Consider the following 11,599-nt stretch of genomic DNA (forward strand, 5'->3'; position numbering starts at 1 on the left):
TGAACATCTCGTTCAACATTATCCGTTGACAACGATACGACTCGCCCGTGATGCTGATTCCCATGACTTCCACGGATATTGACGACCCGTTTGCCGCTCCCGACCCGGATCGCGCCCGCGCGGAGCGAGCGCCCGCCGCACTGTTCCGGATCGCCGAGCGGCACGCCTCCACCGATGAGCAGCGGCGGCGGCAGGTGCACCCCTATGTGCTGGGGCCGCATGAGGCGGTTCGGCTGGTGAGTTTCCTGCTCAGCGGGGCGGCGCTCGCGGAGGAGGACGAACCGCCGGTGGACCGCAGCGACATGATGGCCGCGCTCACTCTGCTGCCGCTGGTCCGGGCCGAGTTGGACGAGTTGGAGAGCGGTCTGCTGCAGATGGCCCGGGGCCGCGGTCTGACCTGGCAGGACATCGCCTTCGGTCTGGGCCTCGGCACCCCGCAGGCCGCCCGCCAGCGCGCCGAGCGGCTGGCCGAGCGGGTCGCCACCGATGGTGATCTGAACGGGAGTTGACGGAGCCCGGTTCCCACTCACGCCCCGCCCCCACCACCTCCCACCTCACGCCCCGCCCCACGACGTCACGCCCCGCCCCGCCCCCACCACCTCCCACCTCACGCCCCGCCCCACGACGTCACGCCCCGCCTCACGCCCCCGCGTCAGCCCCGCCGCCCGCCCGCCGGGCACCGGCCGCCCGCGCCCAGAGCGCCACCGCCGCACCCAGCACGCACATCAGAATGGCCACCAGGATCGCGTGGTTGGCCCCGGTGGCGACCGCGGCGGCGGGGTGCCCAGCGGACCGGACGGAGTTGATCACGGCGAGGAAGATCGCAATGCCGAGCGACGAACCCAGGTAGCGGGCGGTGTTGTTGACACCTGACCCCATCGCGGCCCGGTGCGCCGGCACGCTGCTGACGGCGAGTCGGGCCAGCCCCGCGTTGAGCACGCCGCTGCCGATCCCGGCCACCACCAGCCCGGGCGCCAGGCGCACCCAGCCGTCACCGGAGCTCAGCCCGTAGAGGGCGGCCTCGCCCACCCCGCAGGTGAGCAGGCCGATGGCCAGCTGGGAGGCGGGCGCCAGCCGGGTGGCCAGGTGGCGGGCCTGCAGGGCGGCGACCACGGAGAGCCCGGACCAGATCGCCAGCACGAGACCGGCGGCCAGCGGGGTGAGACCGAGAGCGCGCTCCAGGATCAGCGGCACGCAGCTCATCAGGCCGACCAGTGAGAGGCCGGTGAAGAGCGCGCCGGCACCGGCGGCGACGAAGCCGGGGGTGCGGAACAGCGCCAGGTCGAGCATCGGCTCCGCGACCTTGGCCTCCACCAGCGCGAAGCCGGCCAGCCCCACCACCCCGAGGCCGAGCAGGATCGCCACCGACGGCTGCCCCAGCCGCTGCGGCCCTGGGCGAGGCCCGCGTTGAGCAGCGCCACGGCCACCGAGAGGGTCAGGGCACCGAAGACGTCGAGCCGGCGCGGCCGTTCGCTGCGCGACTCGGCCAGGCAGCGCGTGGAGAGCGCCAACAGCAGCAGGGCCAGCGCCCCGATCACCCAGTAGACGGTGCGCCAGCCGCCGTGGTCGACGAGCAGCGCGGCGTAGACCGGGCCGACGGCGATGCCGAGGCCGACCGCCGCACCCCAGCCGCCGAGGGCTCGCACCCGGGCCGGGCCGGGCGGGAAGGCCTCGCTGATCAGGCCGAGGCTGGGCGCCAGGATCGCCGCCGAGGCACCGCCCTGGAGCACCCGGGCGATCAGGAAGACCGCGGGGTCCGGCGCGACCGCGCCCAGCACCGAGCTGACCGCCAGGGCCAGTGCGCCAAGCCCGAAGACCCGCTTGCGCCCATGGTCGTCGGCCACCCCGCCCATGATCAGCAGCAGTGCGGTCAAGCCGACCGAGGTGGCGGTCAGGATCCAGGTCTGAGCCGCGGCGCCGGCGTGCAGCGAGGCGGCGGTGGGCGCCAGCGTGGTGGTGGTCACGGTGTAGTTGACCAGCACCAGGAAGGTGCCGAAGCAGGCCGTCAGCAGCGTGGGCAACGCCGAGGCCGTCGGTGCGGTGGTGGTGCTGCTGGCCCGCGAAGGCGGCGTCAGCTCGCGGATGGCCATGACGGATCCCCCTGGATTCAGCTAGGTCTGGTGAATGAACCTACTACCCGCCTCACGGTACACCATGAGTCTGTTCATTGAACCGACTCGGCTTGCCCGAATCCGGGTCGAATTCGTTGATTGAACTCAAGAGTCTGTTCAACGAACCGACCCCGAGTAGACTGGCGCCATGGCGCTTGGAACGGACTACGCCCAGCAGGACTGCTCACTCGCCCGTGCCCTGGAGGTGGTCGGCGAGCGGTGGAGCATGCTCATCGTCCGCGACGCCTTCTACGGCGTGAGCCGGTTCAACGACTTCCTCGCCCACTTGGACATCCCGCGCGCGGTGCTCACCGCGCGGCTGCGGACCCTGGTCGAGGCGGGCGTGCTGCGCAAGGAGCCCTACCAGGACTCCCCCGTGCGCTACGGCTACCACCTCACCGATGCCGGGCGCGAGCTATGGCTGCCGGTGCACTCGCTGGCCCGCTGGGGCGAGAAGCACGCCTCCCAGAACAGCGCGCGGTTCCTGTTCACGCACGACGTCTGTGGTCACCGGCTGAGTCCGTCCGGCTTCTGCGTCCCCTGCGGGGTGCTGGTCCACCCGGACGAGGTGATCATCCGCCAGTCCACCGACGCCAGCCCCAACCCGCGCACCGACGCGGTCACCAAGGCGCTGGCCGCGCCGCACCGCCTGCTGACGCCGCTGGACACGGAAAGCAGTCAGCGCCGATAGGAAGCCGCCGAGGCGCTCACCGGCTCGCCCCGCTGTCCGAGTGGCGCCCGCTTGGCGGCGAAGGCGAAGTAGACCACCTTCCCGCCGGGCACCATCCGCCAGCCCCACCTGCCGGCCAGCGCCTCCACCAGCACTAAGCCACGCCCCGACGGCAGTTCGTCGCCGGCGACGAGCACGGCGGGCGGACGCCGGCAGCCGTCGGCCACCTCCACCCGCAGTTCGTCGGCGACCCAGTCGACCGTCACCAGGCAGCTGCCGCCCGCGTGTTCAAGCGCATTGGCCACCAACTCGCTGGCGCACAGCCGGACATCCGACAATGCGTCCGCGGAGAGCGGCACCCCCCAGTGCTCCGCGGCTGCCACGACCCGTTCCCGGGCCCGCCGCACCGCTTCCACACCGACGGTGACGTGGAATTCGTCCCGCATAGGACGGTACTCGCGCTCCATGACGGCATCTCCTCGACCATCCGGAGAACGGCCGAGCAGACGTGCTGCCGCCGTCCCCCCACGACTGATACACAGTCAACCGGGTTACGCCAGCAATGAGAACGGGCCATGCTTGACCCAGTCGTGAATGACGTGAATCACGACGCGACCCTGGACGCGGGGGTGTCCGAGGGGGTGCGATTAACGGGGGCGAAGAACGGGGGAGCCATGACCCGCACACCGAACAGACAGCTCGCAGCCCTACTGGCGGAGGCCCGTTGGGGCAACGATCAGCTGGCCAGAGCGGTCAACCGTACCGGCCGGGACACCGGTCTCGAACTGACCTACGACCACTCGGCGGTCTCGCACTGGCTCAAAGGCGTCAAGCCCAGGCTGGTCGTTCGACCAGTGATCGCCGAGGCCTTCGCCAGACGACTGGGACGCCCGGTGACCTCGCAGGAAGCCGGTTTCGGCAAGGCGCCGACCGGCGCCCGCGACAATGACCGACTGGGGGGATTGGCCGATCTGGTGCGGGACGACATGGACCCGTCCCGGCGCACCATGCTGGCCGCGGGGCTCTACTCGGCGGCGATGCTGGTGCCCGGCTACACGGAGCTCGCGCAGCGCCTGGACGGCGCGCAGCAGGAGGTTCGCGCCGGGCGCACGGTCCGGATCGGGGAGAGCGAAGTCGAGACCGTGCGCGCCATGACGGACCGGATCGCGGCCATCCTGGACGAGTTGGGCGGCGGCCACGCCCGTCCGATGAGCGCGGCGTTCCTGGCCAACACGGTGATGCCCTGGCTGTCGGCCGACGGCAGCCCGGCCACCAAGAAGTCGATGCTCGCCGCCGCCTCCGACCTGGTCTACCTGACCGGTTGGATGGCGATGTACGAGCGGGCCCACGGCCTGGGCCAGCAGTACTTCACCGAGGCCCTGCAACTGGCCCAGGACGGTCAGGACCACGTGACCTACTGCCGCACCCTGCGCGGCATGTCCCTGCAGGCGGCCAACCTCGGCTACGGCCCGCGCGCCCTGGAGTACGCGGACGCCGCCGCCGAGTGCGCCCCCGCCGCCGGCCCCCGGCTGACCGCCTTCCTGCGCGGCCAGCAGGCGCACGGCGCCGCCCTGGTGAAGGACCAGCGACTCGCCTTCACCCGGCTGCAGGAGACCGAAGCGGCACTGAGCAAGGCGGACGGCCGCAATGACGCGGTGGGCGGCTACGACTGGGCCGCCTACCACTTCCACGTCTCCAGCGTGCTCTACGCGCTCGGCGACCTGCCGGGCTCGATCCAGGCGATGCGACAGTCCAACCGGACGCGTCCGGTCAATGAGCGCCAGGGCCGGCTGCACGCCAACGGGGTGCTCGCCGCCCGCCAGTGGGAGCTCGGGCACATCGAGGCCGCCACCGCGACCTGGGGCGAGTTCCTGGACGACTACACCACCCTCTCCACCTCGCGCGGCGACGAGCACTTCGACAAACTGCGCGCCAGTCTGGCCGCCCAGGTCGGCAACCGCCAGGTCCGCCGCCTCGGCGAACGCGTCCGGGAGGTGGCCCGCCAGAAGGCGGCAGTCTGACCGCCAGCCAGCCCCGGCGGGCCGACCAGACACACCCGGCGGCACGACCGGGCGCACCCAGCGGGGTGGCCGCGAGGACCGCGGCCACCCCCGCTCGGCTACCCGCGCGCACGCTCCGGCGAGGGAACGCGGGCCGTGCGCGCGGCGGTTCTGACCGGGCTGCTCGCCGTGCACACATCGCGACCGCGATGACGATCAGCCCCGCCTCGACGGCCAGGCTCAGCAGACCCAGCGGCTCGGTCCAGTTGCCCTTGTCGTCCGAGTAGTCGGGCAGGCCGGGCCCGCGCGACAGCACGTAGCCGACCAGCGGCCCGAGGCCGATCCCGGCCGCCAGCCCCCAGACCGGCAGCGCCGGCACCTTCCGGCCGGCCAGCGGCAGCAGCACCGCGGCAATCCCACATCCCCCCGGGGGGTATATGATCCTTGGGTCCGGTCCTCCGGTCCGGACCTCGGGTGTGACGCGGCAGCCTCGCCGCGCCCATCCGGTCATGTCGGCGACGAGGAGCAGCGGTGCCCAGCCCCAGCAGCACACCCCGGCGGTTCGCCGCCCGGTTGCTGCTGCTCACCACCCTGCTGCTCGGGCTCTTCCTGATGCACGGCGCACCCATGACGGCCGGCACCGGCTGCCACTCGGACGCGCCGGCCCCGGCGCGGCACGTGATGGCGATGACCCCGACCGCGCAGCAGGCCTCCCACCAGGCCGGCCCAGCCGCCTACCAGGTCACCCCGCCCATGCACCAGCCCACCCCGCCGCACAGCAGTCCCCCGGAATGGCGCACAGCACCGTCAACTGCCTTGCGCTGCCCGCCCGCAACGGCAGCCCGCTGCCGCTCCCGCTGCTCAGCCTGCTCCCCGCCCTGCCGATCGCGCTGCCCCTGGGCCCGGGCAGCGCGGCGCGGCGCCGGCTGCCGGCCCGCCGCGGGCCACCGCGCGGCGGGCGCGAGCTGCTGCTCCAGGTCTGCGTCGCGCGGAACTGAGCCGACCCCTCCGGGCCTCACCAGGAGCGCCCGGCACGGTGTCCTGCTCGGCTTCCGTTCCGAAAGACCTGACCCATGAACCTTCGCCGTACCCTCACGCTGTCCGCCGCCGCCACCGCACTCGCCCTCACCCTCACGGCCTGCGGCTCCTCCGGCCACGCCATGCCGATGAACTCCACTCCCAGCGCGCCTGGTTCGAGCCTGCCCGGTTCAAGCATGCCGGGGATGGACATGTCCGGCCCGGACACCGACGGCCTCTCCGACACCCTGGACGGCTACCACCTGACCGGCCTGCCCGGCACCCTCCCGGCCGGCCAGGACAGCGCCGTCACCTTCCGGATCACCGGCCCGGACGGCAAGCCGGTCACCGCGTTCGCCACCGAGCAGACCAAGCAGCTGCACTTCTACGCGATCCGCGGCGACCTGACCGGCTTCCAGCACCTGCACCCCTCCCTGGCCCCCGACGGCACCTGGACGGCGCCGGTCAGCGCACTGCAGTCCGGCAGTTGGCGGTTCTTCACCACCTTCACCCCGAGCAGCGGCCCGGGTGCGGGCAAGGGCTATGTGCTGAGCGGCACGGCCACCGTCGGCGGGCAGCAGCAGACCGTCCCGCTGCCCGCGCCGACGGCCAGCGTGACCACCCCGGACGGCTACCAGGTGACCGCCGGCACGCCCGGCGGCCACCTGATGGCGGGGATGGAACACCAGTTGACCGTCACCATCAGCAAGGACGGCAAACCGGTCACCGACCTGCAGCCCTACCTGGAGACCTACGCCCATCTGACCGCCTTCCACGCGGGCGACCAGGCGTTCGCCCACCTGCACCCGCAGACCGCGGTCAACGGCGACCACGGCGGACCCGAGCTGACCTTCCACGCCGAGCTGCCCAAGCCCGGTGACTGGCGGCTCTTCCTGCAGTTCCAGACCGGCGGCCGGCTGCACACCGCCGCGCTCACCATGACCGCCGAAGGCTGAGCTCCCGTGCGATGACGGACCGTCGGGCTACCCTCCCGACCATGGCCACCCACCTCACCGACGACCAGCGCCGCATCCGACTGGCGCACCGCCACCTGCTGCACCCGGCCGCCCGCGCCACCCGGGTGGAGCAGGTGGCGGACGCGCTGGTCGGGCTGCACGCCACCGATGCCGCCACCGTCTTCCTCTCCGCCAACGCCCGGCTGGCCGAGCCGTCGGCGGCCGAGGTGGAGCGGGCGCTGTACCAGGACGTCGCCCTGGTGAAGCTGCTCTCGATGCGGCGCACCATCTTCGCCGTCACCGCCGAGCTGGCCCCGCAGGTGAGCGCGGCGGCGGCCCGGGCGATCGCGGTCAAGGAGCGGGCCACCCTGCTCAAGCACCTGGCCACGGGCGCCGAGGGCTGGGACGAGCGGCGGTTGGCGGAGACCGAGCGGGAGGTACTGGCGGCGCTGGCCGAGCGCGGGGAGGCGACCACCGCCGAGCTGTCCGTGGATGTGCCCGCACTGAAGGAGACCATCCTGATGTCGCCGGGCAAGCCCTACGAGGCGCGCCAGAGCGTGGGCAGCCGGCTGCTGCGGCTGCTCGCCTCGGACGGGCACATGAGGCGCTGCAAGCCGCGCGGTTCCTGGTTGAGCAGCAGCTATCCGTGGGCGCTGGTGCCGCCGTGGCCGGACGTGCCGGTGCGGGAGGCGAAGGCGGCGGTGATCGGCCGCTGGCTGGCGGGCTACGGCCCGGGCACCCTGGCCGACCTCAAGTGGTGGACGGGCTGGACGCTGGGCGAGGTGCGCACCGCGGTGGCCGATCTGGGGGCCGTCGAGGTGGCGTTGGACGGCGGTGCGACCGGCCTGGTGCTGCCCGGTGACGAGGCCGAGCTGCCGCCGGTCGAGCCGTGGGCGGCGCTGCTGCCCGCGCTGGATCCGACGGTGCTGGGCTGGCGCGAGCGCGACTGGTACCTGAGCCCGGAGCTGGTGCCCGCGCTGTTCGACCGGAGCGGCAACAACGGCCCCACCGTCTGGTGGAACGGCCGGGTGGTGGGCGGCTGGGCGCAGCGCGCGGGTGGCGAGCTGGTCTGGCGGCTGCTCACCGACATCGGCGCCGAGGGGGAGGCCGCCGTGGCCGCCGAGGCGGAGCGACTGGCCGGCTGGCTGGGCACCGTCCGGGTCACTCCGCGCTTCCGCACGCCGCTGGAGCGCGAACTGACGAGCTGACGAGCTGACCGCCCGACGAGATGACGAGCCAGCCACCTGACGAGCCAACGAGCCGGCAATCTCACCTAATCAACGTATTCCAACACAAGAATCGACTCTGGCGCGGTTATTGACGCCAGTACAGAACATGAGCAACCTACTTCCAACAGAATGGCTCAGCTGACCCTCCATCCCCCTGGGAGTGTTCATGCAGATCCGCCGACTGACCCGCGCCCTGCTCGGCAAGGCCGCGGTACTCGCCCTGCTGCTGCCGGGCGTACCGGCCGTCATGCTCACCGCCACCGCTCCCCCGGCCGCGGCGCTGGACAACGGCCTGGCCGCCACCCCGCAGATGGGGTTCAACGATTGGAACGCGTTCGGCTGCAACGTCTCCGAGGCACTGATCAAGTCGACCGCCGACGCGATGCACAGCAACGGCATGCAGGCCGCCGGCTACGACTACGTCAACATCGACGACTGCTGGATGACCTCGACCCGCGACGCCAACGGCAACCTGGTGCCGGACCCGGCCAAGTTCCCGGACGGCATCACCGGCACGGCCGCCTATGTGCACGGCCTGGGCCTGAAGCTGGGCATCTACGAGGACGGCGGCACCGCCACCTGCGCGGGCTATCCGGGCAGCCTCGGCCATGAGCGCCAGGACGCCGCCTCGTTCGCCTCCTGGGGTGTCGACTACCTGAAGTACGACAACTGCAACAACACCGGGGTCAGCGCGACCACCCGCTACACCACGATGCGGGACGCGCTGGCGGCGACCGGCCGGCCGATCCTGTTCAGCCTCTGCAACTGGGGCCAGGAGTCGGTCTGGACCTGGGGTGCGCCGGTCGGCGACTCCTGGCGCACCACGGGCGACATCAGCGCCGGTTACGGCAGCATGCTCGCCAACTTCCATGCCAATGTGGGCCTGGGCGCCTTCGCCGGGCCGGGGCACTGGAACGACCCGGACATGCTGGAGGTCGGCAACGGCATGTCGACCACCGAGGACCGCACCGAGTTCAGCCTGTGGGCCGAGATGGCCGCGCCGCTGATCTCCGGCACCACCATCACCACCGCCTCCGCCGACACCCTTGGCATCCTGACGAACCGCGGTGTGATCGCCGTGGACCAGGATCCGCTCGGCAAGCAGGGCCAACTGATCGCGAACAACGGCGGGTTGGACGTGCTGGCCAAGCCGCTGGCCAACGGTGACATCGCGGTGGCGCTGTTCAACGAGAACTCCGCGGCGGCCACCATCAGCACCTCGGCGGCGGCCATCGGCAAGACCGGCGCGGCGGGTTACACCCTCACCGATCTGTGGAGCGGCGCCACCGGCCGCACCACGGGCGCGATCAGCGCCACCGTGCCCGGCCACGGCACGGTGATGTACCGGGTGGCGGGCGGCAGTTCGGGGCCGATCCCGTCGGGCGTGGTCTCCGCGACCGGTGCCGGCAAGTGCCTGGACGTCCCCTGGGGCTGGACCACCCCCGGCACCCAGCCGGAGATCTGGGACTGCAACGGCGGCGGCAACCAGGTGTGGACCCAGACCCCGAGCGGCCAACTGACCGTCTACGGCGCTGGCAGCACCATGTGCCTGGACGCCTACAACAACCAGACCACGCCCGGCACCAAAGTGGAGATCTGGAACTGCAACGGGCAGACCAACCAGCAGTGGCGTCTCAACTCGAACGGCACGATCACCGGCGTGCAGTCGGGCCTCTGTCTGGACGTCACGGGCGGCAGCACGGTGAACGGTGCACTGGCCGAGCTGTGGACGTGCAACGGCGGCAGCAACCAGCAGTGGAAGCTGAGTTGAGCTTGCTGCTGTGAACACGGCGGTGGGGCCGGTGACTTGGGGAGCTCCCAGGCCACCGGCCCCACTGTCATCGCGAGGTGGAGACAGGATTCGAACCTATGTGCACGGCTCTGCAGGCCGCTGCCTCGCCTCTCGGCCACTCCACCACTGACGCGCTGCTGTGGACGATCATGCCGATCGCAGCGGGCGCGCGCCAAGCAGCACGCCACGAGTTCACCCGCATGGCGGCAGCTCAGTTTGGCGGCAGCTCGGTCCTTGCGCCGGCGCCACGCAGGGCGGCCCGGGCGCGGGTCAGCAGGGCCCGGCCGGCCGGGCTGCCCGGTCGACCGGCCCGCCAGGCCAGCACCAATCGGCCGCGCAGCGCGGGCGGGTCGATGGTGATGCTGTGCAGCCGGTCGGCACAGGCGGCCGCATAGCCGCCCGGCAGGATGGCGGCGCCGAGCCCCCGGGCGGCTAACTGGGCGAGCATCACCGGGTCGCTGGCCTCGAAGGCGATCCGCGGCGCGAACCCGGCCGTGGCGCAGCCCTCCATCAGCCGGGTCCGCAGGCCGGTGCCGTTCGGCAGGCTGATCAGCGGCACATCGCGCAGCGCGGTGAGCGGCAGCACGGTGTGCCGGGCGAGTTCGTGCCCGTGGCTGACGGCCGCGACCAGTGGCTGGTCGTCGATCACCTGGAGCGCCAGCCCCTCCGGTGCGTCCGGTCCGACGCTGACGATCGCCAGGTCGAGGGAGCCCGAATGCAGCCCGTCCAGCAGGTCGGCGGAGTCGCCCTCCCGCAGCGTGATCTCGACCGCCGGGTGGTCCTGGTTGAACCCGGCCAGCAGGCCAGGCAGGTCGACATTGTGCGAGGTCACCATGCCGATCGCGACCCGGCCGCGGAGCAGGCCGGTCAGCTCGTCGACCGCCTGGCGGGCCCCGGCCACCGCGGCCAGCGCCGCTCGCGCGTACGGCAGGACGGCTTCCCCCACCTCGGTGAGCTGCACCGCCCGCCCCGAGCGGTCGAACAGCTCCTGCCCCAACTCCCGTTCCAGTCGCCGGATCTGCGCGCTCACCCCAGGCTGGGCGACATGCACCTGCTCCGCCGCCCTGGTGAAGTTCCGCTCCTCGGCCACGGCCACGAAGTACTGAAGCTGTCGCAGTTCCATACCCGGGGAGTATAGGCAGCGGGCTGATCAGCACGGCCCGTTCTGGTGATCAACGGCCCGTTCCGAGGATCGGTCAGTCAACCCTCCGCAGCCCGGCGCCGATCAGTCGGCCGGCCCGCGCACCGCGGTGTCGACCAGGGCGCGCAGCTGGGCGGGCGGCACGGTGCCGCCCGCCAGCAGCCGGTCGAAGACCAGCCCGTCGACGCAGGCCAGCAGGGTGTCGGTGCGCTCCTCGACGGTCGGCTCCGGTACGCCCTGGGCGCGCAGGAAGTCCTGCACCGCCTCCCTGGCGGCGTTCTGACGCGGCATCAGGATCTCGCGCAGCTCTGGCTGGTGGACACTCTCCACCGCGCAGGCGTAGCGGGCCAGCGAGCGCCGCCGGCCGGCGCCGGCCAACCGTAGCTCGGTGAACCGGACCAGCCCGTCGGCCAGTTCGGCCGCCGAGCGGGGCGGTGGCGCGGCCTCGCCGAGCGCCTGCAGCTCGGCCTGGTCAAGCGCGACAAGCTGCCGCACCAGGGCGGTGAGCAGGTCCTTGCGGGTGCGCAGATAGGCCGAGGTGGTGCCGGCCGGCAGTCCGGCGGCGCGGTCCACGGCGCGGTGGGTCAGGCCGCGCATCCCGGCCTCGGCGAGGACGTCGATGGCGGCCTCGGCGAGGAGGGTGCGGCGTTCGGTGGTCACCCCCATTTCTACACCTGTAGAGG

Annotated in this window: 12 protein-coding genes and 1 tRNA gene; 7 read left to right on the forward strand and 6 right to left on the reverse strand. The window is 72.2% G+C overall.

Annotation, left to right across the window (positions count from 1 at the left end; all coding sequences use genetic code 11):
- The first annotated feature begins 62 nt into the window (after window positions 1-62).
- Window positions 63-509 carry a DNA-binding protein gene (locus E6W39_RS09430; protein ID WP_141633147.1) on the forward strand — a complete coding sequence of 149 codons (447 nt, stop codon included), beginning with the start codon at window positions 63-65 and terminating at the stop codon, window positions 507-509.
- Between the two features lie 130 nt (window positions 510-639).
- On the opposite strand, the gene E6W39_RS42730 is transcribed toward E6W39_RS09430, so the two are convergent.
- Window positions 640-1,290, reverse strand: a complete 651-nt coding sequence (locus E6W39_RS42730; protein WP_181799173.1) for an MFS transporter — start codon at window positions 1,288-1,290, stop codon at window positions 640-642.
- On the reverse strand, window positions 1,203-2,090 hold the full coding sequence (locus tag E6W39_RS42735) for an MFS transporter (protein WP_141633148.1): 888 nt from the start codon (window positions 2,088-2,090) through the stop codon (window positions 1,203-1,205). The genes E6W39_RS42730 and E6W39_RS42735 overlap by 88 nt, the downstream gene beginning before the upstream one ends.
- 169 nt (window positions 2,091-2,259) lie before the next feature.
- Between E6W39_RS42735 and E6W39_RS09445 the strand changes: the two genes are divergently transcribed.
- Window positions 2,260-2,802, forward strand: coding sequence for a winged helix-turn-helix transcriptional regulator (locus tag E6W39_RS09445; protein ID WP_141633149.1), 543 nt, complete (start codon window positions 2,260-2,262; stop codon window positions 2,800-2,802).
- Here the strand turns inward: E6W39_RS09445 and E6W39_RS09450 are convergent.
- The gene (locus E6W39_RS09450; protein WP_141633150.1) at window positions 2,790-3,248 is read right to left on the reverse strand and encodes an ATP-binding protein; all 459 of its coding nucleotides are present in this window, start codon (window positions 3,246-3,248) and stop codon (window positions 2,790-2,792) included. The two genes, E6W39_RS09445 and E6W39_RS09450, sit on opposite strands and share 13 nt — an antisense overlap.
- 207 nt (window positions 3,249-3,455) lie before the next feature.
- Between E6W39_RS09450 and E6W39_RS09455 the strand changes: the two genes are divergently transcribed.
- From E6W39_RS09455 to E6W39_RS09475, 5 genes are all read left to right on the forward strand, one after another.
- The gene (locus tag E6W39_RS09455; protein ID WP_141633151.1) at window positions 3,456-4,802 is read left to right on the forward strand and encodes a hypothetical protein; all 1,347 of its coding nucleotides are present in this window, start codon (window positions 3,456-3,458) and stop codon (window positions 4,800-4,802) included.
- A 770-nt stretch (window positions 4,803-5,572) separates the two neighbouring features.
- Complete coding sequence (locus tag E6W39_RS09460) at window positions 5,573-5,779, forward strand: hypothetical protein (protein ID WP_141633152.1); 207 nt, start codon at window positions 5,573-5,575, stop codon at window positions 5,777-5,779.
- Between the two features lie 75 nt (window positions 5,780-5,854).
- Entirely contained in the window at window positions 5,855-6,754 is a 900-nt protein-coding gene (locus E6W39_RS09465) for a hypothetical protein (RefSeq protein WP_141633153.1), read from the forward strand.
- Window positions 6,755-6,795: 41 nt separating this feature from the next.
- On the forward strand, window positions 6,796-7,962 hold the full coding sequence (locus E6W39_RS09470) for a winged helix DNA-binding domain-containing protein (protein WP_141633154.1): 1,167 nt from the start codon (window positions 6,796-6,798) through the stop codon (window positions 7,960-7,962).
- Between the two features lie 187 nt (window positions 7,963-8,149).
- Window positions 8,150-9,754 carry a glycoside hydrolase family 27 protein gene (locus E6W39_RS09475; protein WP_141633155.1) on the forward strand — a complete coding sequence of 535 codons (1,605 nt, stop codon included), beginning with the start codon at window positions 8,150-8,152 and terminating at the stop codon, window positions 9,752-9,754.
- Between the two features lie 75 nt (window positions 9,755-9,829).
- Here the strand turns inward: E6W39_RS09475 and E6W39_RS09480 are convergent.
- From E6W39_RS09480 to E6W39_RS09490, 3 genes are all read right to left on the reverse strand, one after another.
- Window positions 9,830-9,900: transfer RNA gene (locus E6W39_RS09480), tRNA-Cys, on the reverse strand.
- An 86-nt stretch (window positions 9,901-9,986) separates the two neighbouring features.
- Window positions 9,987-10,898, reverse strand: coding sequence for a LysR family transcriptional regulator (locus E6W39_RS09485; RefSeq protein ID WP_141633156.1), 912 nt, complete (start codon window positions 10,896-10,898; stop codon window positions 9,987-9,989).
- Between the two features lie 102 nt (window positions 10,899-11,000).
- Window positions 11,001-11,576: a TetR/AcrR family transcriptional regulator gene (locus tag E6W39_RS09490; protein WP_141637633.1), complete on the reverse strand. Its 576-nt coding sequence runs from the start codon at window positions 11,574-11,576 to the stop codon at window positions 11,001-11,003.
- Between the last annotated feature and the right edge of the window lie 23 nt (window positions 11,577-11,599).

The organism is Kitasatospora acidiphila, from assembly GCF_006636205.1.
GTDB lineage: Bacteria > Actinomycetota > Actinomycetes > Streptomycetales > Streptomycetaceae > Kitasatospora > Kitasatospora acidiphila.